This window comes from Nonomuraea sp. CX421 (genome assembly GCF_059358955.1).
In genome coordinates this window covers 37,292-63,337 of sequence record NZ_JCADBK010000004.1, presented here as the reverse complement: position 1 = coordinate 63,337, position 26,046 = coordinate 37,292, and the positions used below count along the sequence as shown (strand labels likewise).

The 26,046-nt window shown below is 69.0% G+C and carries 27 protein-coding genes; 26 read left to right on the top strand and 1 reads right to left on the bottom strand.

Going from position 1 to position 26,046, the window contains the following annotated elements:
• The first annotated feature begins 1 nt into the window (after position 1).
• The 22 genes from thrC to AC5L3X_RS08950 all read left to right on the top strand — a co-directional run bounded on the left by thrC (position 2) and on the right by AC5L3X_RS08950 (position 21,509).
• Positions 2 to 1,060: a threonine synthase gene (gene thrC, locus AC5L3X_RS09055; RefSeq protein WP_494856297.1), complete on the top strand. Its 1,059-nt coding sequence runs from the start codon at positions 2 to 4 to the stop codon at positions 1,058 to 1,060.
• A gap of 179 nt (positions 1,061 to 1,239) precedes the next feature.
• Positions 1,240 to 2,148 carry a homoserine kinase gene (thrB, locus tag AC5L3X_RS09050; RefSeq protein ID WP_494856296.1) on the top strand — a complete coding sequence of 303 codons (909 nt, stop codon included), beginning with the start codon at positions 1,240 to 1,242 and terminating at the stop codon, positions 2,146 to 2,148.
• 453 nt (positions 2,149 to 2,601) lie between these two features.
• Positions 2,602 to 4,632 carry a transcription termination factor Rho gene (gene rho, locus AC5L3X_RS09045; protein ID WP_494856294.1) on the top strand — a complete coding sequence of 677 codons (2,031 nt, stop codon included), beginning with the start codon at positions 2,602 to 2,604 and terminating at the stop codon, positions 4,630 to 4,632.
• A gap of 194 nt (positions 4,633 to 4,826) precedes the next feature.
• The gene (rpmE, locus tag AC5L3X_RS09040; protein ID WP_189126096.1) at positions 4,827 to 5,045 is read left to right on the top strand and encodes a 50S ribosomal protein L31; all 219 of its coding nucleotides are present in this window, start codon (positions 4,827 to 4,829) and stop codon (positions 5,043 to 5,045) included.
• A gap of 90 nt (positions 5,046 to 5,135) precedes the next feature.
• Positions 5,136 to 6,188 (top strand): peptide chain release factor 1, encoded by a 1,053-nt coding sequence (prfA, locus tag AC5L3X_RS09035; protein WP_189126097.1) that lies wholly within the window; start codon positions 5,136 to 5,138, stop codon positions 6,186 to 6,188.
• Positions 6,185 to 7,039: a peptide chain release factor N(5)-glutamine methyltransferase gene (gene prmC, locus AC5L3X_RS09030; protein ID WP_494856292.1), complete on the top strand. Its 855-nt coding sequence runs from the start codon at positions 6,185 to 6,187 to the stop codon at positions 7,037 to 7,039. The genes prfA and prmC overlap by 4 nt, the downstream gene beginning before the upstream one ends.
• A 10-nt stretch (positions 7,040 to 7,049) precedes the next feature.
• Positions 7,050 to 7,697: an L-threonylcarbamoyladenylate synthase gene (locus AC5L3X_RS09025; RefSeq protein WP_189126099.1), complete on the top strand. Its 648-nt coding sequence runs from the start codon at positions 7,050 to 7,052 to the stop codon at positions 7,695 to 7,697.
• An 89-nt stretch (positions 7,698 to 7,786) separates the two neighbouring features.
• Complete coding sequence (locus AC5L3X_RS09020; RefSeq protein ID WP_494856289.1) at positions 7,787 to 10,066, top strand: hypothetical protein; 2,280 nt, start codon at positions 7,787 to 7,789, stop codon at positions 10,064 to 10,066.
• Complete coding sequence (locus tag AC5L3X_RS09015) at positions 10,066 to 10,443, top strand: hypothetical protein (protein ID WP_189126101.1); 378 nt, start codon at positions 10,066 to 10,068, stop codon at positions 10,441 to 10,443. Before AC5L3X_RS09020 ends, AC5L3X_RS09015 begins: the two co-directional genes overlap by 1 nt.
• A 142-nt stretch (positions 10,444 to 10,585) precedes the next feature.
• Positions 10,586 to 11,851 (top strand): serine hydroxymethyltransferase, encoded by a 1,266-nt coding sequence (gene glyA / locus AC5L3X_RS09010; RefSeq protein WP_494856288.1) that lies wholly within the window; start codon positions 10,586 to 10,588, stop codon positions 11,849 to 11,851.
• A 57-nt stretch (positions 11,852 to 11,908) separates the two neighbouring features.
• A complete protein-coding gene (locus AC5L3X_RS09005; RefSeq protein ID WP_494856287.1) occupies positions 11,909 to 13,189 on the top strand; it encodes a glycosyltransferase family 4 protein in 1,281 nt (426 codons plus the stop codon).
• A gap of 129 nt (positions 13,190 to 13,318) precedes the next feature.
• A complete protein-coding gene (locus AC5L3X_RS09000; protein WP_494856285.1) occupies positions 13,319 to 13,738 on the top strand; it encodes a Cg1360 family ATP-synthase-associated protein in 420 nt (139 codons plus the stop codon).
• Between the two features lie 68 nt (positions 13,739 to 13,806).
• The gene (locus tag AC5L3X_RS08995; protein WP_189126105.1) at positions 13,807 to 14,022 is read left to right on the top strand and encodes an AtpZ/AtpI family protein; all 216 of its coding nucleotides are present in this window, start codon (positions 13,807 to 13,809) and stop codon (positions 14,020 to 14,022) included.
• A gap of 67 nt (positions 14,023 to 14,089) precedes the next feature.
• Complete coding sequence (atpB, locus tag AC5L3X_RS08990) at positions 14,090 to 14,881, top strand: F0F1 ATP synthase subunit A (RefSeq protein WP_494856284.1); 792 nt, start codon at positions 14,090 to 14,092, stop codon at positions 14,879 to 14,881.
• 72 nt (positions 14,882 to 14,953) lie between these two features.
• On the top strand, positions 14,954 to 15,184 hold the full coding sequence (atpE, locus tag AC5L3X_RS08985; RefSeq protein ID WP_132595523.1) for an ATP synthase F0 subunit C: 231 nt from the start codon (positions 14,954 to 14,956) through the stop codon (positions 15,182 to 15,184).
• Between the two features lie 35 nt (positions 15,185 to 15,219).
• The gene (locus AC5L3X_RS08980) at positions 15,220 to 15,771 is read left to right on the top strand and encodes a F0F1 ATP synthase subunit B (RefSeq protein ID WP_494856283.1); all 552 of its coding nucleotides are present in this window, start codon (positions 15,220 to 15,222) and stop codon (positions 15,769 to 15,771) included.
• Positions 15,771 to 16,580 carry a F0F1 ATP synthase subunit delta gene (locus AC5L3X_RS08975; RefSeq protein ID WP_494856282.1) on the top strand — a complete coding sequence of 270 codons (810 nt, stop codon included), beginning with the start codon at positions 15,771 to 15,773 and terminating at the stop codon, positions 16,578 to 16,580. The genes AC5L3X_RS08980 and AC5L3X_RS08975 overlap by 1 nt, the downstream gene beginning before the upstream one ends.
• 23 nt (positions 16,581 to 16,603) lie before the next feature.
• Positions 16,604 to 18,253, top strand: a complete 1,650-nt coding sequence (gene atpA / locus AC5L3X_RS08970) for a F0F1 ATP synthase subunit alpha (protein ID WP_494856281.1) — start codon at positions 16,604 to 16,606, stop codon at positions 18,251 to 18,253.
• Between the two features lie 3 nt (positions 18,254 to 18,256).
• Positions 18,257 to 19,159 (top strand): F0F1 ATP synthase subunit gamma, encoded by a 903-nt coding sequence (locus AC5L3X_RS08965; RefSeq protein WP_189126111.1) that lies wholly within the window; start codon positions 18,257 to 18,259, stop codon positions 19,157 to 19,159.
• Position 19,160: 1 nt separating this feature from the next.
• A complete protein-coding gene (gene atpD / locus AC5L3X_RS08960; RefSeq protein ID WP_189126112.1) occupies positions 19,161 to 20,609 on the top strand; it encodes a F0F1 ATP synthase subunit beta in 1,449 nt (482 codons plus the stop codon).
• A gap of 92 nt (positions 20,610 to 20,701) precedes the next feature.
• Complete coding sequence (locus AC5L3X_RS08955; RefSeq protein ID WP_189126113.1) at positions 20,702 to 21,103, top strand: F0F1 ATP synthase subunit epsilon; 402 nt, start codon at positions 20,702 to 20,704, stop codon at positions 21,101 to 21,103.
• Between the two features lie 25 nt (positions 21,104 to 21,128).
• The gene (locus AC5L3X_RS08950) at positions 21,129 to 21,509 is read left to right on the top strand and encodes a DUF2550 domain-containing protein (RefSeq protein WP_494856280.1); all 381 of its coding nucleotides are present in this window, start codon (positions 21,129 to 21,131) and stop codon (positions 21,507 to 21,509) included.
• 19 nt (positions 21,510 to 21,528) lie between these two features.
• Here the strand turns inward: AC5L3X_RS08950 and AC5L3X_RS08945 are convergent, their stop codons facing one another.
• Positions 21,529 to 22,119 (bottom strand): cob(I)yrinic acid a,c-diamide adenosyltransferase, encoded by a 591-nt coding sequence (locus AC5L3X_RS08945; RefSeq protein ID WP_494856279.1) that lies wholly within the window; start codon positions 22,117 to 22,119, stop codon positions 21,529 to 21,531.
• Between the two features lie 128 nt (positions 22,120 to 22,247).
• Here AC5L3X_RS08945 and AC5L3X_RS08940 point away from each other — a divergent pair, with 128 nt between their 5' ends.
• The 4 genes from AC5L3X_RS08940 to AC5L3X_RS08925 all read left to right on the top strand — a co-directional run bounded on the left by AC5L3X_RS08940 (position 22,248) and on the right by AC5L3X_RS08925 (position 25,846).
• Complete coding sequence (locus AC5L3X_RS08940) at positions 22,248 to 23,144, top strand: ABC transporter ATP-binding protein (RefSeq protein ID WP_494856278.1); 897 nt, start codon at positions 22,248 to 22,250, stop codon at positions 23,142 to 23,144.
• Positions 23,141 to 24,250 (top strand): ABC transporter permease, encoded by a 1,110-nt coding sequence (locus AC5L3X_RS08935; protein WP_189126117.1) that lies wholly within the window; start codon positions 23,141 to 23,143, stop codon positions 24,248 to 24,250. The genes AC5L3X_RS08940 and AC5L3X_RS08935 overlap by 4 nt, the downstream gene beginning before the upstream one ends.
• A gap of 15 nt (positions 24,251 to 24,265) precedes the next feature.
• The gene (locus tag AC5L3X_RS08930; protein ID WP_494856277.1) at positions 24,266 to 25,435 is read left to right on the top strand and encodes a sensor histidine kinase; all 1,170 of its coding nucleotides are present in this window, start codon (positions 24,266 to 24,268) and stop codon (positions 25,433 to 25,435) included.
• A 93-nt stretch (positions 25,436 to 25,528) separates the two neighbouring features.
• The gene (locus AC5L3X_RS08925; protein ID WP_189126119.1) at positions 25,529 to 25,846 is read left to right on the top strand and encodes an STAS domain-containing protein; all 318 of its coding nucleotides are present in this window, start codon (positions 25,529 to 25,531) and stop codon (positions 25,844 to 25,846) included.
• Positions 25,847 to 26,046: the final 200 nt, after the last annotated feature.

Sequence of the window (26,046 nt, the reverse complement as noted above, 5' to 3'; positions counted from 1 at the left end):
CATGAGCAGGTCGTGGCGTGGCCTCATCGAGGAGTACCGTGAGCGGCTTCCGGTCACCACGAAGACGCCCGTCATCACGCTGCTCGAGGGCGGCACCCCGCTGGTGCCCGCGCACCGTGTCTCGGCCCTCACCGGATGTGACGTCCACCTCAAGGTCGAGGGCGCCAACCCGACGGGCAGCTTCAAGGACCGTGGCATGACCATGGCCATCAGCAAGGCCGTCGAAGAGGGCGCCAAGGCGGTCATCTGCGCCTCCACCGGCAACACCTCGGCCTCGGCCGCCGCCTACGCGGTGCGCGCCGGGCTCACCTGCGCGGTCCTGGTGCCGCGGGGCAAGATCGCGATGGGCAAGCTGGCCCAGGCGCTCGTCCACGGAGCCACCCTGCTGCAGGTCGAGGGGTCGTTCGACGACTGCCTGGAGATGACCCGCAAGCTGTCCTCCAGCTACCCGATCGCGCTGGTCAACTCGGTCAACCCGTTCCGGCTCCAGGGCCAGAAGACCGCCGCCTTCGAGATCGTCGACACGCTGGGCGACGCGCCCGACATCCACTGCATCCCCGTGGGCAACGCGGGCAACATCTCCGCCTACTGGATGGGCTACCGCGAATACCTCACCGACGGGGTGTCGTCGAAGGCGCCCCGGATGTTCGGCTTCCAGGCCAGCGGGTCCGCGCCCATCGTCAACGGCGCCCCGGTCGCCCATCCCCACACGATCGCCACCGCCATCCGCATCGGCAACCCGGCCTCCTGGCAGCTCGCCATCGCGGCGCGTGACGAGTCGGGCGGCGACATCCAGTCGGTGACCGACCGCCAGATCGCCGCCGCGTACAAATTGCTGGCCCAGGAGGAGGGCGTGTTCGTCGAGCTCGCCTCGGCGGCCAGCGTGGCCGGTCTGCTGCAGGCGCACGCGCGGGGGCTGATCGAGCCCGGCCAGCGCATCGTCTGCACGGTCACCGGCAACGGTCTCAAGGACCCCGACTGGGCCATCGCGGGCGCCCCGGCCCCGATCACGATCCCGGTCGACGTCCAGGCCGCGGCGGGCGCGCTCAACCTCGCCTGACGCCGCGTACGTGCGCGGCGACACTCGTCCGGACAGTCATCCGGACGTTCATCCGCACGACCTGTCCGCACGACCTGTCCGCACGACCCATCCGCACGACCCATCCGCACGACCATCTGCACGACCTCGGCGTGGTTCGGCCGCGCGCGGGATCGCGGACCGAGAGGGAAGTCTGACCGATGAGCACCGTGGTGATCCACGTGCCGGCGACGTCGGCCAATCTGGGGCCCGGGTTCGACTCCCTGGGCCTGGCGCTGGGGCTGCACGACGAGGTCGAGGCGACGCTCACCGGTGAGCCGGGCGTCCGCGTGACCGTCGAGGGTGAGGGCGCCGGCGAGCTCGATCTCGGCGAGGGCCATCTGGTCGTCAAGGCCATGCGCAAGGCGTTCGACCGGATGGCAATGGCGCAGCCCGCCGGGATCCGCCTGCACTGCCGCAACCGGATCCCCCACGCCAGGGGGCTCGGCTCGTCGTCCGCGGCGATCTGCGCGGGCCTGCTCGCCGCGCGCGCCCTGGCCGGCGAGGGCGAGCTGTCGGACGACGAGGTGTTCGCGCTCGCCACCGAGATGGAGGGCCACCCCGACAACGTGGCTCCGTGCCTGGCCGGAGGGCTGACCGTCGCCTGGACCGAGCACTCGGGCGCACCGCGTATGGTGAAACTAATCCCCGATGCGCGCATCCGGCCCGTCGTGATCGTTCCGGCGACGCGACTGGCCACCGAGACCGCTCGGGGGCTTCTTCCGAAGGACGTGCCCCACAAGGACGCCTCCTTCAACGCCGGCCGGACCGCGCTGCTGATCGCGGCGTTGCTCCAGATGCCGGATCGCGAGCTACTGCTGGCCGCGACGGAAGATCGGCTCCACCAGGAATACCGCGCGCCTGCGATGCCGCGGAGTGCGGATCTGGTAGAACGTCTCCGTGCAGTGGGCGTGCCCGCGGTCGTCTCGGGGGCGGGTCCCACCGTTCTTGCGTTTTCGACACCGGATTCGCAGGATTTGATCGCGCCAGAAGTGGGTAATGACTGGCACATCCAGCAAATGGACGTCGACCCGGTTGGTGCGAACGTTCAGTTCCCCGAGACACGCTGATGACACTTAGACCTTCAGGGAATAGTCGTGTGCGCTGGTGATGTTAGGCTGATAGCCGCACCAGATGCCCCCTTGGTGGGTGCGTGCTTGTCAGCCATGCATTGCTGCATTGTGCTTCACGCCGTGAGGCGTGGGCGGCGCGGCTGTCTCCCCGGAATCCGTTACCTCCGGTTGGCCCACACCCGGTTGGCCCAAAGTGAGGCGGCGACGACGGGGGCTTGCGCGTTCGAATCACCTCGACATCTGGCTGGCGACAGCAATCTGGGGGGTGTCTTCCACGCGTCACCGTCCTGTGACGGCCTGGACGAGCCCCTCCCCAAGAGTGGCGGCCGTCCCCAGCGACGGCCGAAGATCGCAAAGTGCACCCCGACCCGGTCTGCGCCGGATCGCAAGCACCTCCGGGACGCCCGGCGGAACAAAACCGGGGCCCGACCCCTGGGAAGGACCTTTTAGTTGAGCGACACCACCGAACTCCTCTCCGACGCACCAGGCTCGCCCGCGCAGCCGGCGTCCGGCGACACCCCCACCCGCGCCGTGGCCAAGCCCCGTGCGCGTCGCTCCGGCACCGGCCTCTCCGCCAAGGTGCTGCCCGAGCTGCAGAAGATGGCCGCCGAGCTGGGCATCAGCGGCACCGGACGGATGCGGAAGAGCCAGCTCATCGCGGCCATCCAGGAGAAGCAGGGCGTCGGTTCCGGAGACAGCGCACCTGCTCCCGTGGCCGAGGCGCCGGCAGTGGCCGCGGCCACCGCCGAGGCGGCGCCCGTGACCGAGCGTCCGGCTCGTGCCCGCAGGGAACGCTCCCGCGCCAAGACCGTCGAGGAGCCCGCTGCGCAGGCCGCCGAGCCGGTCGTCACCGCGCCTGAGCCCGTGGCCGCACCGGCCGAGCCGGTCGTCGAGCAGACCTCTCAGCCCGCCGACACCGGTCACGGTGACCCGCGCGGCGACCGTGGCGAGAGCCGGCGTGAGCGCCGCAGCCGCGGCGAGCGCCGCGACCGGGGCGACCGTTCCGGCAACGACCGTGGTGAGAGCGGCCGCGATGGCGGGCGTGACAGTGCTCGTGACAGTGGCCGCGACAGCGGTCGTGACGGCGGTCGCGATGGCGGTCGTGACGGTGGCCGTGACGGTGGCCGTGACGGCTCCCGCGGCGAGGGCGGACGCTCCGACCAGCGGGTCGACTCCGGCAGCCGCTCCGACCAGCGGGGCGACCAGCGCAATGACCAGCGGGGCGACCAGCGGGGCGACGACGACGACCGCGGCGGCCGTGGTCGCCGGGGCCGCTTCAGGGAGCGCAACCGTGGCCGTGGCCGCGACCGCTTCGACAGCAGCGAGCCCGTGATCGGCGAGGACGACGTTCTCATCCCGATCGCCGGCATCCTCGACATCCTCGACAACTACGCGTTCGTCAGGACGAGCGGCTACCTGCCGGGCAGCAACGACGTCTACGTCTCGCTCGCCCAGATCCGCCGCAACGGCCTGCGCAAGGGCGACGTCATCACCGGCGCCGTCCGCCAGCCGCGCGACGGTGAGCGCCGCGAGAAGTTCAACGCCCTGGTCCGCCTCGACACCGTCAACGGCATGGACCCGGAGCAGGCCCGCAACCGGCCCGACTTCAACAAGCTCACCCCGCTCTACCCGCAGGAGCGCCTGCGCCTCGAGACCGAGCCGAACATCCTCACCACGCGGATCATCGACCTCGTCTCGCCGATCGGCAAGGGCCAGCGCGGTCTCATCGTCTCGCCGCCCAAGGCCGGCAAGACGATGGTGCTCCAGTCGATCGCCAACGCGATCACCCGCAACAACCCCGAGTGCCACCTGATGGTCGTGCTCGTGGACGAGCGGCCCGAAGAGGTCACCGACATGCAGCGGTCGGTCAAGGGCGAGGTCATCCACTCGACCTTCGACCGTCCGGCCGAGGACCACACCACGGTCGCCGAGCTCGCCATCGAGCGGGCCAAGCGCCTGGTGGAGCTGGGCCACGACGTGGTCGTCCTGCTCGACTCGATCACCCGTCTCGGCCGCGCCTACAACCTGGCGGCCCCGGCGTCCGGTCGCATCCTGTCGGGTGGTGTCGACTCCACGGCCCTCTACCCGCCCAAGCGCTTCTTCGGCGCCGCTCGCAACATCGAGAACGGCGGCTCGCTGACGATCCTCGCCACGGCCCTGGTCGAGACCGGGTCCAAGATGGACGAGGTCATCTTCGAGGAGTTCAAGGGCACCGGCAACATGGAGCTCAAGCTCAACCGCTCCCTGGCCGACAAGCGCATCTTCCCCGCGGTGGACGTCGACGCGTCCGGCACCCGTAAGGAAGAGATCCTGATGGCCAAGGACGAGCTTCAGATCGTCTGGAAGCTCCGCAGGGTCCTCCACGCGCTGGACATGCAGCAGGCTCTGGAGCTTCTCCTGGAGAAGATGAAGGAGACCAAGTCCAACGCCGAGTTCCTCCTGCAGGTCCAGAAGACCACGGTGAGCAACGACCGCGACTGACGCACCACCCGAAAGGGGCGGCCCGGGATCACCGGCCGCCCCTTTCGCATGACTCGACCCGCGAGGGAATGCATCGTGGCCTGGGATGGTTTCAGTGTCTGGCACACTGGTAGCTGACCCGTAGCGGTTCCGGTTCCCGCCCCACGCGAGAGCGTCACATGGCGACCCGGCGACCGCACCCCGAAAGGACAGCGATGAAGCGCGACATTCACCCTGACTACAACGTGACCCAGGTCACCTGCACCTGTGGCAACACGTTCACCACCCGCAGCACTGCCAAGAACGGCAGCATCCACGCCGACGTCTGCTCGGCCTGCCACCCGTTCTACACCGGCAAGCAGAAGATCCTCGACACCGGCGGCCGGGTGGCCCGCTTCGAGAAGCGCTTCGGCAAGAAGTCCGCGGGCAAGTAGCTTCACCGACGCCGGCTCGGACGCACCACGGTGCGCCGGGTCGGCGTTGTTGGTGAACGGCCCGCCCACATCCAGACAGAAGGACCCACGGTGAACCTCGACGAGTTGCTCAAGGAGTATTCCGAGCTGGAGCTGCAGCTTGCCGACCCCGCCGTGCACGCCGACCAGAACAAGGCACGCACCCTCGGCAGGCGCTACTCCCAGCTCACCCCGATCATTCACACCTACCGCGAGCTCGAGTCCGTCCGCGACGACCTGAGCGCCGCCAAGGAGCTGAGCGGCGAGGACGAGGCGTTCGCGGCCGAGGCGATCGAGCTGGAGGAGCGCGTCCCGCAGCTGGAGGAGCGCCTCAAACACCTGCTGATCCCGCGCGACCCCAATGATGACAAGGACATCATCATGGAGATCAAGGCGGGCGAGGGCGGTGAGGAGTCCGCGCTGTTCTCGGGAGATCTGCTGCGCATGTATCTCCGCTACGCCGAGCGGCTCGGCTGGAAGGCCGAGATCATCGACAGCCAGCCGTCCGACCTCGGCGGATTCAAGGACGTCACGGTCGCGATCAAGGCCAAGGGCGACGAGGGCGTGTGGTCCAGGCTCAAGTTCGAGGGCGGCGTCCACCGCGTGCAGCGGGTGCCCGTCACCGAGTCGCAGGGCCGCATCCACACCAGCGCCGCCGGCGTGCTCGTCTATCCGGAGGCCGAGGAGGTCGACGTCCAGGTCGACCCCAACGACCTGCGCATCGACGTCTACCGCTCCAGTGGCCCCGGCGGGCAGAGCGTCAACACCACCGACTCGGCGGTCCGCATCACCCACATGCCCACGGGCACCGTGGTCTCCTGCCAGAACGAGAAGAGCCAGCTGCAGAACAAGGAGTCGGCGCTGCGCATCCTGCGTGCCCGGCTGCTGGCCATCGCCCAGGAGCAGGCCGACGCCGCGGCGCAGGCCGAGCGCAAGTCGCAGGTCCGCACCGTCGACCGTTCCGAGCGGGTCCGCACGTACAACTTCCCCGAAAACCGCATCTCCGACCACCGGGTCGGCTTCAAGGCGTATAACCTCGACCAGGTCCTCGACGGTGAGCTCAACGCCGTCACCCAGGCACTCATCGACGCCGAGATGGCGGAGAAGCTCGCACAACACTCATGACATTTCTGCTGGACGAGATCGTCCTCGCCACCGCTCGGCTCGCCGAGGCAGGTGTGCCGTCGCCGCGCACCGACGCCGAGGAGATCGCGGCCTTCGTCCACGGCGTGCGCAGGGGCGAGCTCCACACGGTCAAGGATGCCGACTTCGACGCGCTGTTCTGGGAGGGCGTCGCCAGGCGCGCGGCCCGCGAACCTCTGCAGCACATCACCGGCCACGCCTACTTCCGCTATCTGGAGCTGAAGGTGGGGCCGGGCGTGTTCGTGCCGCGCCCCGAGACCGAGGTCATGGCGGGCTGGGCCATCGAGACGCTGCGCGAGATGGACGTCGCCGCCCCGCTGGTCGTCGACCTCGGCACCGGCTCCGGGGCGATCGCGCTCTCGATCGCCCAGGAGGTCGCCCTCGCCGAGGTGCACGCCGTCGAGGTCGACCCCGACGCCTACGGATGGGCCAAGCGCAACATCACGGAGCACGGCCAGGGGCGCGTCCACCTGCACCCCGAAGACCTGGCAGAGGCGTTGCCCGAGCTCAACGGCAAGGTCGACCTGGTCATCTCCAACCCGCCCTACATCCCGCCCGGCGCGATCCCCCGCGATCCCGAGGTGCGCGACTACGACCCGTCCCGGGCGCTCTACGGCACCGGCGACGACGGGCTCGGCGAGGTGCGCGCGGTCGAGCGCACCGCCCGGCGCCTGCTGCGCCCCGGCGGCTGGGTCGCCGTCGAGCACGCCGACGAACAGGGCCGGTCGGTCTACCTCACGTTCCCCGAGGACAACGGCTGGCGAGACGTACGCCTGCGCCAGGATCTGACCCGCAGGGACCGCTTCGTCACCGCACGGCTCGGCCAGGACTAGGATGCACGGCGTGGGCAAACGCTATGACTGCACCGACCTCGAGCAGCGCGCCGAGGGCCTGACCGAGGCCGCCGCCGCGGCGCGCCGCGGTGAGCTGGTCGTGCTGCCGACCGACACCGTCTACGGCATCGGCGCCGACGCCTTCACCCCCGCGGCGGTCACCGCGCTGCTCGCCGCCAAGGGGCGCGGCCGTGACATGCCGCCGCCCGTCCTCGTCGGCACCGTGCGCGCGGCCGGCGCCCTCGTCGAAGACCTGGGCCCCTACGGTCAGGACCTCATCGACGCGTTCTGGCCTGGCCCGCTCACGCTGGTGTGGAAGGCCAACCGGGCGCTCTCCTGGGACCTGGGCGACACCAAGGGCACCGTGGCCATCCGCATGCCGCTCCACCCGGTCGCCCTTGACCTGCTCAAGGAGACCGGGCCGATGGCCGTCTCCAGCGCCAACCGTTCCGGCGCGCCCGCGGCCGTCACCGCCGACGAGGCCCATGAGCAGCTGGGCGACGCGGTCGCCGTCTACCTCGACGGCGGCAAGACCACCGACCACACCCCGTCGACGATCCTCGACCTGACCTCGGCCGTGCCGCGGCTGTTGAGGCGCGGGACGATCCCCGTCGAGAAGCTGCGCGGCATCATCGGCTACGTCGCGACCGACGACTGACCGATACCGTCTGCTTATCCCGGCTGCGGTGGTGCCCGCCGGATGCCTACGGTGATTCCCGGAGCGGCCACGACGTCCGGGAGTAGCCCATGGGCAAGTTCGACGGCATGGATCCCCAACTGGTCCGCGAACTGCTGGCCGAGGTGAAGCAGGCGGCCACCCAGCTGCGCGCCACCGAGGCCCGGGTCGCGCAGGTCATGACCCGGGCGGGCCTGGCCACGCAGACCACACACCGCCCCGTCCAGGTCGCCGAGGCCGCCGACACCATGGTCAAGGACGTCAACGACCGGCTGGGGCTGCTGGAGAAGAAGGCCGACCGGCCCCGGGGCGACTCCGCCCCCACGGTGGGGGGCGACGGCAAGCCCGCCGACGAGCCCAAGGAACCACGCGACGACCGCTCCCGCGACGACAACCCCCGCACCGACCCCACCAAACCGGCTGAGGACGCTTCGAAGACCAGGGACGACGGGAAGCCGTCCGAGGATGCGAAGACGGGTGATCAGGCCAGGCGGTCGGATGACGTGCCGAAGTCCGGGGATGATGCGAAGCCGGACAAGCCGTCCGAGGACGCGAGGACGGGCGATGAGGCCAGGCGGTCGGACGATGTGCCGAAGACCGGGGATGATGCGAAGCCGGACAAGCCGTCTGAGGATGCGAAGACGGGTGATCAGGCCAGGCGGTCGGATGACGTGCCGAAGTCCGGGGATGATGCGAAGCCGGACAAGCCGTCCGAGGACGCGAGGACGGGCGATGAGGCCAGGCGGTCGGACGATGTGCCGAAGACCGGGGATGATGCGAAGCCGGACAAGCCGTCTGAGGATGCGAAGACGGGTGATCAGGCCAGGCGGTCGGATGACGTGCCGAAGACCGGGGATGATGCGAAGCCGGACAAGCCGTCTGAGGATGCGAAGACGGGTGATCAGGCCAGGCGGTCGGACGATGCGCCGAAGACCGGGGACGACGGGAAGCCGTCAGAGGACGGTTCTAAGGCGTGTGACGACGCGAAGCCGGACAAGCCGTCTGAGGACGCGAGGACGGGCGATGAGGCCAGGCGGTCGGACGATGTGCCGAAGACCGGGGACGATACGGCGGTTGGTGACGAGCCGAAGGATGACGATCGGGACAGCAGGCGGGACCGTGGCGCCGAGGCCGACGGGCAGCGCGTGGACACCCCGGCCAAGGATCATCCGGACGACTCCGACCCGCACAGACCGCAGGTCATTGAGGTCGACGGGGTCAAGGTGCTCCAGGTTCCCATCGATCCGCCCACGGCCGAGCAACTGCGCGAGCTGCTGGAGAACATCGACAACGTCCAGCCGATCGACATGCCGTCCCCGGGCGGCGACGGCCAGCCTGCTGACGCCACCAACGGCACCGGCACGCCGGACGTCGGCAAGTGGGCCAACGACGGCGACGACGTGGTCTCCGCCGAGGTTCGCCCCCTGGACATGGACGGGCTGAGGACGGTCGTCGACCACGCTCGTGACATCCAGCCGCTCGACCTGCCCGGCGTGGAGGTTCCGCCAGGGGAGTACGGCAGGGGCGAGTGGGCCGCCAGGGAAATCCGGCCGGACGGCCCAGCCGGCACGATCGCACCTGGGACCCCGGTGGACACTTCACCGGCTTCTCTCACGGACACGCCCACTGGCGTCACCGCAGCCACAGATCCGTCCGGTGGCACCACCGCAACAGCCGATCCGGGTGGCTCAGCCGGCAACGGCTGCTCGCCAGCCGACCCCGCGCCCGACCGCGATCCCGCCCCCGACGGGCGGGAGGATCGTGAGACGGGTGTTCAGCCGGATCGGGGTTCCGGCGCGGACGGCGATGGTGTGCCTGACGGGCGGGCGGATCGGGATTCCGGTGTTCAACCTGACCGGGGTTCCGATGCGAATGGCGATGGTGTGCCGGACGCGCGGGGGGATCGCGAGACGGGTGGCCAGCCCGATCGGGGGTCCGGCGCGGACGGCGATGGGGTGCCGGAGCGCGGTGGTGATGGTGGGGGAGGGACCGAGCAGGGGGAGCCGGTGGTGATCGATCCGACTCCGCCCGCCGGAACCGGGGACACGCCGGTCGCCGGGGGCGAGAGGTCAGGGCAGGGCGACGGGGACGGGCGGGGAGCCGGGGTGGAGAGCGATGCCACGAGGTGGGCGGACGACGGGAGCGATGTGGTGTCCGCCGAGGCGACGCCGCTCGATCTCGACGGGCTGAGGACGCTGATGGCCCACGCCAGGGACGTCGAGCCGCTGGACCTGCCCGGAGTCGAGGTCCCGGCCGGTGAGTACGGCAGGGGCGAGTGGGCACCCAGGCATGTCGCGCCGGATGGTCCGCCCGGCGCGGTCGATCCGGGCCCGCGCGAGAGGAGCGAGTGATGTACGTGGACCCGCCCGCGCCCCAGCCGATGCGACCGGGGGAGAGACCTCCCGCGACGGCCGGCACCGATCCGCTCAGCGTGCAGCCCAGGGCCTGGGAGTTCAATCCCGAGTACCAACGCCTGGTCAACGCCTGGCAGGCCGCTCTGCCCCTGCTGGAGGGCCTCACGACTGCCCTCGACAAGGCGTACGGGCTGGCCAGGAGTCCGCAGACGTGGGACGCGCCGGTGGGGAGCCGCTACGTCGAGGACATCGGCGAGTGGCGCAAGCGGCTCGCCCTCTACCGCCAGGCGGTGCTGACGTCGATCAGTGACGAGGCCGCCGACACCCCCCGCTGGATCCCCAGCGCCGCGGGCGCGCCTCACGCCTTCTCCTGAACGCGCTCTCCTGAACGCCTACTCCTGAACGCCTCCTGAAGACCTCCTCCTGACCGAGACGTATCAGGAATGTGACGCCGGGCGAACGATGCGTCGTCATGGACCTGTGGGAAAATCGGACACTCGGTCGTACAGTGGAGAAATGGGTGGACAACCCTACTACGGCCCGGACTTCGGCCTGCTCCAGCGGGAGGACCCCGAACTGGCCCAGGTGCTGCTCGACGAGCTCGAGCGCGAACGCGACGGGCTGCAGCTGATCGCGAGCGAGAACTTCACCTCGCCCGCCGTTCTCGCGGCGCTCGGCTCCACCCTCACCAACAAGTACGCGGAGGGCTACCCGGGCAGGCGTTACTACGGCGGCTGCGAGGTCGTCGACCGGGCCGAGCGGCTGGCGATCGACCGGGCCCGGCGGCTGTTCGGCGCCGACCACGCCAACGTGCAGCCGCACTCCGGAGCCTCCGCCAACCTGGCGGCGTACGCGGCGTTGCTGCAGCCGGGCGACACGATGCTGGCGATGGCGCTGCCGCACGGCGGTCACCTCACCCACGGCTCCAGGGTGAACTTCTCGGGACGATGGTTCAACGTGGTGTCGTACGGCGTCCGTCGCGACACCGAACGCATCGACTACGACGAGGTCCAGGACCTGGCGGTGCGTCACCAGCCGAAACTGATCGTGTGCGGCGCGACCGCCTATCCGCGGCTGATCGACTTCTCCGCCTTCCGCGGCATCGCCGACGAGGTGGGCTCCTGGTTGCTGGCCGACGTGGCGCACCCGATCGGGCTGATGGCCGGGGGTGCGATCCCGTCCGCTGTGCCGTACGCGGACGTCGTGACGTTCACCACGCACAAAGCGCTGCGCGGACCGCGCGGCGGGGGCATCCTGTGCACGGCGGAGCTGGCCGCGCGGATCGACCGGGCGGTGTTCCCGTTCATCCAGGGCGGCCCGCTGATGCATGTCATCGCGGCGAAGGCGGTGGCGTTCGGCGAGGCGATGCGGCCGGAGTTCGCCGGCTACGCGCGCAGGGTGGTCGCCAACGCGCGGGCGCTGTGCGACGCGCTGGCGGCGGAGGGCATGCGCCCGGTCAGCGGCGGCACCGACACCCACCTGGCGCTGATCGACCTGCGCGGGCTGGGCGTGTCCGGAGCCGAGGCCGAGCGGCGCTGCGCAGCGGCGGGAATCACGCTGAACCGCAACGCCATCCCGTATGATCCGGAGCCTCCGGCCGTCACCTCGGGGATCCGCGTGGGCACTCCGTGCGTCTCAACCCAGGGGATGGGGCCCCAGGAGCTGAAGGAGGTGGGGACGTTGGTGGCACAGGCGGTGCTCCGGCCCGGCTCGGCGGCCGACGTCAGGGAGAGGGTGTCGGCGCTGCTGGCCATCCATCAGCCATATCTCAGCGAATATTAAGCTGGTCTGTGTCGTTTTCCGGTCACAGCTGGCCGGAGCATCCGGGAAACTAGGTCCGTGCGCGAATACCTGTTCATGGCGCTCGTCGCGGCGGCGGTGACGTATCTCCTCGTTCCGCTGGTGCGCCGCTTCGCGATCCGCATCGGGGCCGCTCCGGAGATCCGCGAGCGTGACGTGCACACCACACCCACGCCTCGGCTGGGCGGGCTGGCGATGTACGGCGGGCTGGTGGCGGGCCTGCTGGTGGCGAGCGAACTGGCGCATACCGGTAAGGCGCTCAGTGCCGACGGCGACCCGGTGATGGCGCTGCTCATCGCCGGCGGCATCATCACCGTGACCGGCTTCCTCGACGACTGGTGGGGCATGGACCCCTTCATCAAGCTGGCCGGTCAGGTCGCGGCGGCCGGGGTGCTGGTCTACTACGACCTCCGGCTGGTCTATCTCCCGTTGCCCCAGGACTGGGGCGGCTCCACCAGCCTCGACTACACGCTCAGCACCATCATCACCATCCTGGTCGTGGTCGTCACCATCAACGCCGTCAACTTCGTCGACGGGCTCGACGGGCTGGCGGCCGGGATCGTGTGCATCGCGGCCATGTCGACCTGGGCCTACTCGATCCTGCTGTCGCAGAGCATCAGCGGCAACAACATCACCACCACGGCGGGCATCGCGGCCGTTCTCATCGGCACCTGCCTGGGCTTCCTGCCGCACAACTTCCATCCGGCCAAGATCTTCATGGGTGACACGGGCGCGATGCTGATCGGCCTGGTCCTCGCCTCCTCGATCGTCACCGTCACGCCGCTCGACCCGGCGGTCATCGAGGACATGAACAAGTTCGCGGTCCTGCTCCCGCTGCTGCTGCCCGCGGCCGTGCTGGTGCTGCCGCTGGTCGACCTCATCACCGCCGTCGTACGGCGCACGTCCTACGGCATGTCGCCGTTCGCGCCCGACCGCGGCCACCTGCACCACCGGCTGATGGACATCGGGCACTCGCACCGGCGCTCGGTCCTCATCATGTACGCCTGGGCGTTCCTGTTCGCGTTCGGGATCGTCGCGATGTCCTGGCGGGGAGTGCCGGTCCTGCTGTTCCCCGTGGTCATCCTGCTCGCGATCGGCGTGCTGGTGCTGATGGCCGCCCCTCGCTGGCGCGGTCGCGGCGGGGCGCCCACGCGTGGCAAGGAGCCGACCGACGACGACGGTCCGCCCACCGGTCCGATGCCGCCCATCCTGCCGGCGTCCGACGTCACGCGGCCGGTACGCCGGGCGGACGATCCTCCCCAGGAGCGCGCGAGCGCCGAGGCGAAACCGGTCATTCCTGCCTTTCCTGGTGGTTCATGATCGTGAACTAGAAACGGCAGGTAAAAGCGGTCTTCTGTGAGCTTGTGATATCTTTCACGAGCAGGGGCTCCCATTGCATACACTCTGGGAGTAGCAAACGCTCGCTTGACAATCGTTTCTGGAGCATCGATGCAGGCCAACGACGTGCGCGTCCTCAAGAGCGCCGCGATCCCCACCCTCGCGGCGGGAGTGGTCGCCGTGGTCGTGGCCCTCCTGCTCGCCGGAGGCAAGGGAGCGCTCGGCGCGGCGCTGGGCACGCTGCTCGTCGGAGTCTTCTTCAGTATCAGCGTGGTGGTCATCAGCTACGCCGCACGGGTGTCCCCCCAGATCATGGCCATGGCGGCGATGGGGAGTTATCTCGTCAAGGTGATCGTCATCATGGTGATGTTGGTCACTTTCCGTGACACCACGGCGTGGAACACGAAGGCTTTCGCCTGGTCCGTCGTCGTCTGCACGATCATCTGGACTGCCTTCGAGGTCCGCGCCTTCATGAAAACGAAGATGCTGTACGTCGACCCCGAAGCCAAGGTCCCCGGAAAGAGCGACTGATGTCGCTGGTAAAAGGCTGGGGTCCGATATGACTAGTCCTCCTCGCTCCTGCTATCGTCAGGCCCGCGATGAGCGAACAGGAACGCCGACCGGAAGACGACGGTCAGGACTTCGCCAACGCCGCTTGGTCGATCCCCAGCTCCCTGCTCGCCGGGATGGCGATCTATGGCGGTGGCGGCTGGTTGCTGGACCGTTGGCTCGACACGTCCGCGTTCTTCCCCATAGGCGTCGTCCTGGGGGTCGTGCTATCCGTCTATCTGGTCTACCGGAAGTACGGTCGCTAGTCCCACGTAGCGATCGCTTCGCTGAGGAAACCCTTGTGATCCACTACGACGTTGAAGGGAACGCCGCGTGACTGCGCTGACGGTCCTCGCCGACGATCAGTTCGGGGCGCCGATGCCCGACGAGCTGTTCAACTTGCCCCCCATCATTGCCGGGGTCGACTGGTTCACCAAGCCGGTTCTGCTCGCACTCCTCAGCTCGGTCCTCGTGATCGGTTTCTGCTGGGCGGCCTTCGCCAGTCCGAAGATCGTCCCCAGGGGCGTGCAGAACGTCGCCGAATACGGCTACATGTTCGTCCGCGACCAGGTCGCCCGGCCCTTCCTGGGCAAGGACGCCGACCGGTGGATGGGCCTGCTGCTGAGCGTTTTCTTCCTGGTGCTGATCTGGAACGTCATGGGCGTCATCCCGCTCGCGCAGTTCCCGGTGGCCTCGCACATCGCCTTCCCGGCCGTGCTCGCCCTCTCGATCTACGTGCTCAAGGTCTACCTGGGCGTCAAGCACCAGGGGGCGGGCGGCTACTTCAAGAACATGATGTTCCCCCCGGGGCTGCCCAAGCCGATCTACCTGCTGCTCGCTCCGATCGAGTTCCTGTCGAACATGATCATCGCGCCGTTCACCCACGCCGTGCGACTGTTCGCCAACATGTTCGCGGGTCACATGCTCCTCGCGTTCTTCAGCATGGTGGGCTTCTGGTTCCTGTTCGAGAAGCTGACCCCCCTGGGTGCCAGTGTCGGCGTCATCGGCGTCGTCATGACGATCATCCTGACCGGGTTCGAGATGTTCATCCAGTTCCTGCAGGCATTCCTGTTCGCGATGCTGGCCGCGATGTACATCGGCGGCTCGCTGCATCCCGAGCACTGATACCCACAGACCGGAACAGTCCAGACCGGTGGAGACTCCGCTTCACCGGCCGTCCAGTAAAGGAAAACAGCAATGAGCGTTCTCGCTGAGGTCTCCGGCAACGTCACCGCCATCGGTTACGGTCTCGCCGCCATCGGCCCCGGCATCGGCGTCGGCATCATCTTCGGTCAGGGCGTGCAGGCCATCGCGCGCCAGCCGGAGGCGTACGGCCTGATCCGGCAGAACATGCTCCTCGGCTTCGTCCTCACCGAGGCCCTCGCCCTGATCGGTCTGGTCGCGCCGTTCATCTTCCAGGCCATCTGACGACCAGAAGAATCCCCTGACGAAAGGCTGCATCCATGACTATGGCAGCTACGCTCCTCGCGGCGGAGGAGGGCGCCAACCCTCTCATCCCGCACGTCTACGAGCTCGTCGTCGGTATTTTCGCGTTCTTCGTCGTCGTCCTCGTCGTCGGCAGGATGCTCGTCCCGCGGATCCAGAAGACGCTGGCCGAGCGGACCGACGCCATCGAGGGTGGCATCAAGAGGGCGGAAGAGGCCCAGGCCGAGGCGCAGGCCCTGCAGCAGCAGTACCGCGACCAACTCGCTGAGGCGCGGCACGAGGCCGCACGTCTTCGCGAGGAGGCTCGCGAGCAGGCCGCGCAGATCAAGGCGGAGCTCCGCGAGGAGGCGCAGGCCGAGGCCCGGCGCCTCGTCGAGGCCGCGCACGCCCAGATCGAGGCCGACCGTCAGCAGGCGTTCGCCCAGCTCCGCACGGAGATCGGCCGCCTGTCGACCGACCTGGCCAGCCGCATCGTCGGCGAGTCCCTTGAGGACGAGGCGAGGCAGCGCCGCACCGTCGACCGGTTCCTCGACGAGCTTGAAGGCTCCGGCGCGCAGGCGGTGCGTTAATGAGAGGCCTGAGCAGAAGCTCGCTGGCTGAGGTCGAGGAGCGCTTCAACGCGGTCGCCGGCAGTGCCGACCTCGGCACGCTCTCCGACGAGCTGTTCGCGATCGCCGATCTGCTCGACCGTGAGCACGGCCTGCGCCGTGCGCTGTCCGACCCGGCCAGGGCCGCGGAGCAGAAGGCGCGGACCGTGCGCGCGCTGCTCGACGGCAAGGTCGGCGAGGCCGCCCTCGCCACCACCGAGGCCGCGGTGTCGGCCAGGTGGTCGCGCGCCGGTGACCTGGGCGACGTCCTGGAGCGGCTCGGAGTCGTGGCCGCGGCCGCCGAGGCCGAGGGCCAGGGCACGCTCGACGAGGTCGAGGACGAGATTTTCCGCTTCGGCCGCGTTGTCGCCGCCAACCCCGACCTCCGTCGCGCGCTCACCGACGCGGCGGCCCCCGAGGAGGGCAAGCGGCAGCTGCTGCGCGACCTGCTCGGCGGCAAGGTCGCGCCGACCAGCCTGCGCCTCATCGCGCAGCTGGCAGTGCACCCAAGAGGACGTAGCCTGGAGACAGGACTGCAGGAGGTCGGCCAGTTGGTGGCGCAGCAGCGCCAGCGCCTTGTCGCGGTGGTGCGCAGCGCCGTCGACCTGACCCAGGAGCAGAAGCTACGCCTGGCGGCGTGGCTGCGGTCCTCCTACGGTCGCGACGTGCACCTGAACGTCGAGGTGGATCCGCGAGTGCTCGGTGGCTTCTCGGTCCGCATCGGCGACGAGATCATCGACACCACCATTGTGGGACGAATCGAAGAAGTCCGCCGCCGGTTGGCCGGCTAGGCGAATAGGGAGACAGAGTAGAGATGGCGGAGCTTACGATCCGGCCGGACGAGATCCGGGACGCGCTTGAGCGCTTCGTCCAGGCGTACGAACCGGAAGGCGCCGCGCGCGAGGAGATCGGGACCGTCGTCGACTGTGGCGACGGCATCGCCCATGTCTCCGGCCTTCCCTCGGCGATGGCGAACGAACTGCTCGAGTTCGAGGACGGCACGCGCGGCCTGGCACTGAACCTCGACACCCGCGAGATCGGTGTCGTCATCCTGGGTGACTTCAGCCACATTGAGGAGGGCCAGACGGTCCGGCGGACGGGCGAGGTCCTGTCCGTGCCCGTCGGCGACGCCTTCCTCGGCCGCGTGGTCGACCCCCTCGGCAAGCCGCTCGACGGCAAGGGCGCCATCGAGTCCGAGGGCCTGCGCGCCCTTGAGCTCCAGGCCCCCTCGGTCGTCCAGCGCCAGCCGGTGAAGCAGCCGCTGCAGACCGGCATCAAGGCGATCGACGCCATGACGCCGATCGGCCGCGGCCAGCGCCAGCTGATCATCGGTGACCGTGGCACCGGCAAGACCGCGATCGCCGTGGACACCATCCTCAACCAGCGCGACAACTGGGCCTCCGGTGACCCGGAGAAGCAGGTGCGCTGCGTCTACGTCGCGGTCGGCCAGAAGGGCTCGACGATCGCGCAGGTGCGGGCTCGCCTGGAAGAGGCGGGCGCGCTCGAATACACCACGATCGTGGCCGCCCCGGCCTCCGACTCGGCTGGTTACAAGTACATCGCCCCCTACACCGGTTCGGCCATCGGCCAGCACTGGATGTACCAGGGCAAGCACGTCCTCATCGTCTTCGACGACCTGACCAAGCAGGCCGACGCCTACCGCGCCGTGTCGCTGCTGCTACGCCGCCCGCCGGGCCGTGAGGCCTTCCCGGGTGACGTGTTCTATCTCCACTCCCGTCTGCTGGAGCGCTGCGCCAAGCTCTCCGACGACATGGGCGCCGGCTCGATGACCGGTCTGCCGATCATCGAGACCAAGGGCAACGACGTCTCGGCCTTCATCCCGACCAACGTCATCTCCATCACCGACGGCCAGTGCTTCCTGGAGACCGACTACTTCAACGCCGGTATCCGCCCTGCCATCAACGTCGGTATCTCGGTCTCCCGAGTCGGTGGCTCGGCGCAGATCAAGGCGATGCGCAAGGTCGCGGGCACGCTGCGCCTGTCGCTGTCGCAGTATCGCGACCTGGAGGCCTTCGCGGCCTTCGCCTCCGACCTGGACGCGGCGTCCAAGGCCCAGCTGGAGCGCGGTCAGCGCCTGACCGAGCTGCTCAAGCAGGCCCAGTACTCCCCGTTCTCGGTGGAGCGTGAGGTCGTGTCGGTCTGGGCCGGCACCACCGGCGAGCTCGACGAGGTGCCGGTGGAGGACGTCCGCCGCTTCGAGTCGGAGTTCCTCGACTACCTGCAGACGAGCCACAAGGGCATCTTCGACGCCATCCGGGAGACCAACGATCTGTCGGACGACACGGTGACCGCCCTCAAGGACGCCGTCACGGAGTTCAAGAAGGGCTTCACCACCTCGTCCGGCGAGCTGCTGGTCAAGGACGAGCCGGTCGCGCCGCTCGAAGCCGAAGAGGTCGGCCAGGAGAAGATCCGCAAGGTCGTCCGCTCGGCGGAGAAGAAGTAGGCCATGGGTGCCCAGCTAAGGCTGCTGCGGCGGCGGATCAGGTCGGTCAAGTCGACGGCCAAGATCACGCGTGCCCAGGAGCTCATCGCCTCCTCGCGGATCGTGAAGGCGCAGATGCGGATGCAGGCGGCGCTGCCGTACGAGCGTGAGATCACTCGCGCCGTCACCGGCGTCGTCAGCAACGCGGCCAGCGTCGACCATCCGCTGACCGTGGCGAAGGAGAACCCGAGCAAGGCGGGCGTCCTCGTCGTCACCAGCGACAGCGGCTTCTGCGGCGGCTTCAACGCCAACGTGTTGCGTGAGGCCGAGGCCCTGCGCGGGCTGCTGGAGAGCCGCGGCCTTTCCGTGGTGCCGTTCGTCACCGGGCGCAAGGGTGTCACCTGGCACTCCTTCCGCAACCGGGAGATGGGCGGGCAGTGGGTCGGGTTCTCCCGGGCGCCCTCCTACCGCAACGCCAAGGAGATCGCCGAGACGCTGATCGAGTCGTTCAAGGACGACAACGGGATCGACGAGATTCACATCGTCTCGACCGAGTTCGTCTCGATGCTCACGCAGAACGTCGTGGTCAAGCGCATCCTGCCGCTGGAGGTCGAGGAGACCGAGGCGTCCGAGACCGACGCGATCCCGCCGTACTTCGAGTTCGAGCCGACCGCGGCGGACGTGCTGGAGTCGCTGCTGCCGCGTTACGTGGAGTCCCGCATCTTCACGGCACTGCTCGAGTCGGCGGCTTCCGAGGAGGCCGCCCGCCGTCGCGCGATGAAGTCCGCCACGGACAACGCCAACGAGCTGATCCGCGTGTTCACCATGCAGATGAACCAGGCTCGCCAGGCCGAGATCACCCAGGAAATCAGCGAGATCGTCGGTGGGGCCAGCGCGCTCGCTGACGCCGCAGCGGGGAAAGAGTGAAATGACTGCAGAGGCTGTTGAGACTGTTGAGACCCAGGCGGCCGGTGTCGGCCGCGTGGCTCGCGTCACAGGGGCCGTCGTCGACGTGGAGTTCCCCGTCGAGGCGATGCCCGAAATCTACAACGCGCTGAACGTCGAGGTGACGCTCGGCGGAGACAGCAAGGTACTGACCCTCGAGGTCGCCCAGCACCTGGGCGACAACCTCGTCCGGGCCATCTCCATGCAGCCGACCGACGGACTGGTCCGCGGCGCGGCCGTCACCGACTCCGGCGCGCCGATCTCGGTGCCCGTCGGTGACGTGGTCAAGGGCCACGTGTGGAACACGCTGGGCGAGTCGCTCGACGTTCCCACCGCTTCCCTCAAGATCGAGGAGAAGTGGGGCATCCACCGGCCGTCGCCGCCGTTCGACCAGCTCGAGTCGCGCACCGAGCTGCTCGTCACGGGCATCAAGGTCATCGACCTGCTCACGCCGTACGTACAGGGTGGCAAGATCGGCCTGTTCGGCGGCGCGGGTGTGGGCAAGACCGTCCTCATCCAGGAGATGATCCGTCGAGTCGCCCGCAACTTCGGTGGCACCTCGGTGTTCGCCGGCGTCGGCGAGCGCACCCGTGAGGGCAACGACCTCTGGCTGGAGATGGAGGAGGCCGACGTCCTCAAGGACACGGCGCTCGTCTTCGGTCAGATGGACGAGCCGCCGGGCACCCGTCTGCGGGTCGCCCTGTCCGCCCTGACGATGGCGGAGTACTTCCGCGACGTGCAGAAGCAGGACGTGCTGCTCTTCATCGACAACATCTTCCGCTTCACCCAGGCCGGTTCCGAGGTGTCCACGCTCCTCGGCCGGATGCCGTCCGCCGTGGGTTACCAGCCCACGCTGGCCGACGAGATGGGTGTGCTCCAGGAGCGCATCACGTCGACGCGTGGTCACTCGATCACCTCGATGCAGGCGATCTACGTGCCCGCCGACGACATCACCGACCCGGCGCCGCACAACGCGTTCGCGCACCTCGACGCGCAGACCGTGCTCTCGCGGCCGATCTCGGAGAAGGGCATCTACCCCGCGGTGGACCCGCTCGACTCCACGTCCCGGATCCTCGACCCGCAGATCGTCGGCGAGGAGCACTACCGGGTGGCCCAGGAGACCAAGCGGATCCTGCAGAAGTACCGCGAGCTCCAGGACATCATCGCGATCCTCGGCATCGACGAGCTCTCCGAAGAGGACAAGGTCACCGTCCAGCGCGCGCGCCGGATCGAGCGGTTCCTGTCCCACCCGATGTACGCCGCCGAGGCGTTCACCGGTCAGCCCGGCGAGAACGTGCCGCTGGACGAGACGATCGCCTCCTTCAAGGGCCTCTGCGCGGGCGAGTACGACCACCTGCCTGAGCAGGCGTTCTTCATGGTCGGTGGCATCGACCAGGCCATCGCCAAGGCCAAGGAACTCGAGCGGCACTAGATCGCCCAGCCAGAGGGCGTCGCGAGCCCGGAGCTACGGTGGTGGTGCGGCCATGGTCGCGCCACCACCTGATCGGAAAGGAACCTACACAAGTGGCGAAGCTACGCGTAGGGGTTGTCTCACCCGAGCGTGAGATCTGGTCGGGCGAGGCCGACATGGTGATTGCCAAGACCGTGGACGGCGAGATCGGTATTATGCCGCAACACGCACCTGTGCTCGGCGTCCTGGTCGAGGGCGGCGTGCTGCGTGTGAAGCGGGAGGGCGAGGGCGATCTGGTCGCGGCCGTGCACGGGGGGTTCATCTCCGTGGCCGACGACGAGGTGTCCGTGCTCGCCGAGGTGGCCGAGCTCGGTTCCGAGGTCGATGTCGCCGCTGCCCGTGACGCTCTCGACCGGGCCCAGGCCTCGATCGAGGCCAACCAGGAGGACGCCGACGCGGCGATCGAGGCCAAGCGGGCGAAGGCCCGGTTGCGCGCGGCGGGCGAAGAGGTCTGATTTTCATCGAGCCTAGGGGGCGGCTTTGGTAGCGACGGTTCTGATCTGTGTGCTGCTGGCCGCCGTCCTGGTGGCCCTTCGGGGTCTGACGCTGGCCCGTTCGCGGGGCAGTGTGCCGTGTCGCCTGCAAAAGGCCGGCGACGGCTGGCGGAGCGGGGTAGCCCGCTATGCCGACGGGGAGCTCCATTGGATTCCCCTCATGGGTCTGCGACTGAGGCCGCGCCACGCTATCGCGAGGCGCGGCCTCGTCGTTTCGGGCCGGCGCGTGCTGGACAACGGCCTCTACGCGATCGACTGCGGCGGCACGACGCGCGGCATCTCCCTCGCCATGAGCGCCGACGCCCTGACGGGCTTCCTGGCCTGGCTTGAGTCCGCTCCTCCGAGCGCTTATCTCGACGTCGCCTGAGCCGCCCCTCAGCGGTCGTTCAGCGGGTGCCGCCGGGCTTCCAGAGGATCTCGTCGCCGCCGTGCGCCACCCGGCAGAGGATGAAAAGCAGGTCTGACAGGCGGTTGAGATAGGTGGCCGTCAGCGGGTTCATGTCGTCGTGCGCCTGCAGGGCCGCCCAGGTCGTCCGTTCGGCGCGGCGGACCGTGACCCTGGCCAGGTGCAGCGCGGCCGTCGCGGGATCGCCGCCGGGCAGGATGAAGCTGCGCAGCGGCTTGAGCGGCTCGTTGAAGCGGTCGCACTGGGCTTCGAGCCACTCGACGTAGGACGGTTCCACACGCAGGGGCGGGAATTCCGGCTCCGCCACCACCGGTGTCGCCAGGTCGGCGCCCAGGTCGAACAGCTCGTTCTGGACGCGGATGAGCACGGCGACGAGGTCGGCGGGGAGCGTGCCGTGGGACAGGGCGATGCCGAGGTGGGCGTTGGCCTCCTCGACGTCGGCGTAGGCGGCCAGCCGCGGGTCGGTCTTGGAGGTGCGGCTCAGGTCGCTCAGCGCGGTGGTGCCGTCGTCGCCGGTGCGGGTGTAGATCCGGGAGAGCACAACCGGCTTGTCCTTGTCTGCGCGCGTCATGGAGCCAGCGTAATGACAAATGTCATCCGAAGCGGACGCGGGATGCACCTCTGGATCGTGACTTCTCCGACTACCTGGACGAATGCCGTACAGGCCACGATGTTATCCATGACGAAGGAGATGACCTGATGTTGGAGATCAGCGAACTGCGTAAGCGCTTCGCGGGCGGGCCTGACGCGCCCGAGGGCAAGGTGGCGCTGGACGGGATCGGGTTCGCGGTGCGGCCGGGTGAGATGTTCGGCTTCGTGGGCGCGAACGGCGCCGGCAAGACCACGACGATGCGCATCGTGATGGGTGTCCTGCAGGCCGACTCCGGCTCGGTGAGCTGGCAGGGCAGGCCGCTGACGTACGCCGACCGGCGCGGGTTCGGGTACATGCCGGAGGAGCGTGGGCTCTACCAGAAGATGCGGGTGGCCGAGCAGATCGAGTACTTCGGCCGGCTGCGCGGGATGAGCCCGGCGGCGGCGGGCAAGGCCACCGGTGACCTGATCGAGCGGCTCGGGCTGGGCGAGCGCAAGGGAGACGCGGTCGAGTCGCTGTCCCTGGGCAACCAGCAGCGGGTGCAGCTCGCGGTGGCGCTGGTGCACGACCCCGAGGTGCTCGTGCTGGACGAGCCGTTCTCCGGACTGGACCCGCTGGCGGTCGACACCCTGGCCACGGCGTTGCAGGAGCGGTGCAGGGGCGGCGTACCGGTGATCTTCTCCAGCCATCAGCTGGACCTGGTCGAGCGGCTGTGCGACTCGGTCGGCATCGTCTCCGCCGGCCGGATGGTGGCCACCGGGACGGTCGAGGAGCTGCGGGCCGCCGAAGGCGGCACGCTTCGCGTGGTGGTGCGCGATCCCGAGCCCGGCTGGGCCGACGGCCTGCCGGGAGAGGTGACCGTCAACGGCGACCGGCACGTGCTGCGCGCACAGGACGGCGACGGCCAGGAGATCCTGCGCCGCGCCGCGAAGGCCGGCCACGTCGAGCACTTCGGCATGGAGCAGCCGTCCCTGACCCAGATCTTCAAGGAGGCCGTGGCGTGAACGGGTTGTTGCTGGTGGCGCGACGGGAGATCGCCACACATATCCGGACCAAGGCGTTCGTCATCAGCCTGCTCATCACGGCGGCGCTGGTGGGCGCCGCCGCGTTCGCGCCGAAGGTCTTCGGCGGCCCCGACACCTACACGCTGGGGACCGTCAACTCCCAGCAGCTGCCGCTGCAGGCGGTCGCGCCGGACGCGGAGATCGAATGGCGGGCGTTCCCCGACGAGGCGGCCGCCAAGCGAGCGGTGCTGGACGGCGACGTGGACGCGGTGCTCGTCGACGGCGTCAAGGTGATCAGCGACGGCGAGATCGACTCGGAGCTCGGCATCCTGCTGCAGAGCACGAACAGGGAGATGAAGCTCGGCGCCGCGGGCGTGAACATCCCGCCGCTGCGGATGGAGTCGGTGGGCGCCGACACCCGCTACCAGGCGGCGCGCACCGGGATCGCCGTGGTGCTGGTCCTCGTGCTCTTCATGCTCGTCATCGGCCAGACGATGACGGTGGCCATGGGCGTGGTGGAGGAGAAGGGCAGCCGGATCGTGGAGATCCTGCTCACCTCGATCCGGCCGTGGCAGCTGCTCGGCGGCAAGATCCTCGGCCTGGGCGCGCTCGGGATGATCAACCTGGTCACGATCCTCGGAGTGGGGGTCGCCGCCGCGCTGGCCTCGGGTCTCGCGATGGACTTCCCACCCGGGATGCCGGGCATCGTGGCGGGGGTGCTGATCTGGTTCGTGCTGGGTTACGCCTTCTTCGCGACGCTGGCGGCCGCGCTGGGCTCGCTGGTCTCGCGCCAGGAGGAGGTCGGCAACGTGATGTCTCCACTGACGATGCTGATCATGGCGGCCTACTTCGTCGCCTTCTACGCCACCGCCGAGCCGACCAGCTCGGTGGCCAGCGTCATGGCGTTGATCCCGCCGTTCTCCTCGATGGTGATGCCAGTGCGGATGGCCGCCACCGAGGTGCCGATCTGGCAGGTGGGGCTGTCCATGGCGCTCATGGTGCTGGCCGTGCTGGTCGTGCTCTCCTTCGCCGCGAAGGTCTACGAGCGGGCGGTGCTGCGCACCGGCGCCAGGGTCAGGCTCGGCGAGGTCCTGCGCGGCAAGTAGACGGAAGCGGTGTGGATGGACGCGATCAAGCGGGCGCGCCTGCTCAGCAAGTGGGTGCTGCTCTCGTTGCTGGGGATGATGTGGTTCTGCCTCGTCGTGGCGCTCGTCGCCGAGGTCGCCATGGGCGCGGAGCAGTGGTTTCGCGTCGCGCCCGCCCTGGTCGCCACCGTCTGTTTCTCCCTGCTCTACCTGCGCATCGTGGACGTGTTGCTCGACTCCCGGTACGCCTCCAGGCAGATCATGGTGGCCGGGGCGCTGGCCCTGTTCGCGACGGTCGTGGGCGGGGGCAATCCGTTCGGCTGGGGCTTCCCGCTGATGGTCTGGCTGTCGGTCGCGGTGGTGGGGATCAGCGGGCGGCGGGCCATCGCGCTGTCGGTGGCGACGTACGCCGTGGCGGTCCTGGTGGCTGTGGCGAACGTCGTGGCCCGCCGGGGCCTGACGGCTCTGGAAACCGGTGAGGTGGGCCCGAACATCATCATCATCGTCGTCAGCTACGCGCTGATGGCCGTGAGCTTTCCGGCCTCCAACCGGCTGTGGATCTGGATCTATGAGCTGGCCAGGCAGGCCCACGAGGGCCGGGAGGCGCACGCCCGGCTGGCGGTGGCCGAGGAACGGCTGCGCTTCGCCCGGGACCTGCACGATCTCGTCGGACACCAGTTGTCCCTCATCGCGGTCAAGTCCGGACTGGCCGTGCGCCTGTCCGGCGCCGAGGAAAGCCCTGCCAGGACCGAGATGACCGAGGTCCACACGCTGACCAGGAAGGCGCTGCGCGAGCTGAGGCAGGCGGTGCGCGGCTACCGCGAGCTCGACCTGCCCGCCGAGTTGGAGAGCGTGAAGAGCGTGCTGGAGGCGGCGGGTGTCCGCTGCGAGCTTCACCTGCCCTATCGCGAGCTGCCCGACGGTGTGGCCCCGGTGTTCGCCTACGCCGTGCGTGAGGCGGTGACGAATGTCCTGAAGCACAGCTCGGCCACCTTCTGTGACATCACGCTGAGTTTCACCGCTGAGCGGGCGGAGCTCCGGGTGCGCAACGACGGAGTGGTCCGGCAGCACGTCGCCGACCTGGGCAGCGGGCTGAGCGGCATGGGTGAGCGCATCGCCGCCGTGGGCGGGGAACTGACCGCCCGTCCGACGGGCGACGGGGAGTTCACCTTGACCGCGGTCGTGTCGCTCCCGATTCGTGGGTAGGGGGCAAGTGTCGGAGACGACCCTTGCCGACACCCTGTGACAGGGTATGGCTACGCCGCGTGAACCGACGTGCGGTGTGACTGAGGAGGTGGCATGCGGGTCCGGGGTAATCCGAAGGCCCAGGTGGTGCGGATCGGTGCTCGGCTCGACGCCGGTACGTCCGCCGGCGTGCGGTCCCACCTGCACGACGCGGTCGACCGCGGCGAGGGCGACCTGATCCTCGACGTCTCCGAGCTGGAGATGATCGATGCCACCGGGCTGGGGGTTCTCGTAGGCACGCATCGGCGCGCGCTCAGCGTGCAACGCCGTCTCGTACTTCGGGGAGTGCCCCCGCGGATCATGCGGATCCTCGCGGTGACCCGGCTGAATCGGGTCCTTCGCGTCGAGGTGCCCGCGGCCGCGGTGGCCTGACGGGGTGGCGGCGGGCCGCGGAGCCCGCCGGAGACCGCGCCATATCGGAGCGGGCAACGATCAGCCGTTGCCCGCTCTCGTATGTCCGGGGTGGTCAAAGTCTTTTCCCGAACGTGATTCGATGGGGCGGGAACGGAAGCCGTTAACACGCACTTCCATCGGCGATAGTGGTAAAAATCCGCCCGATATGTGAATAACGG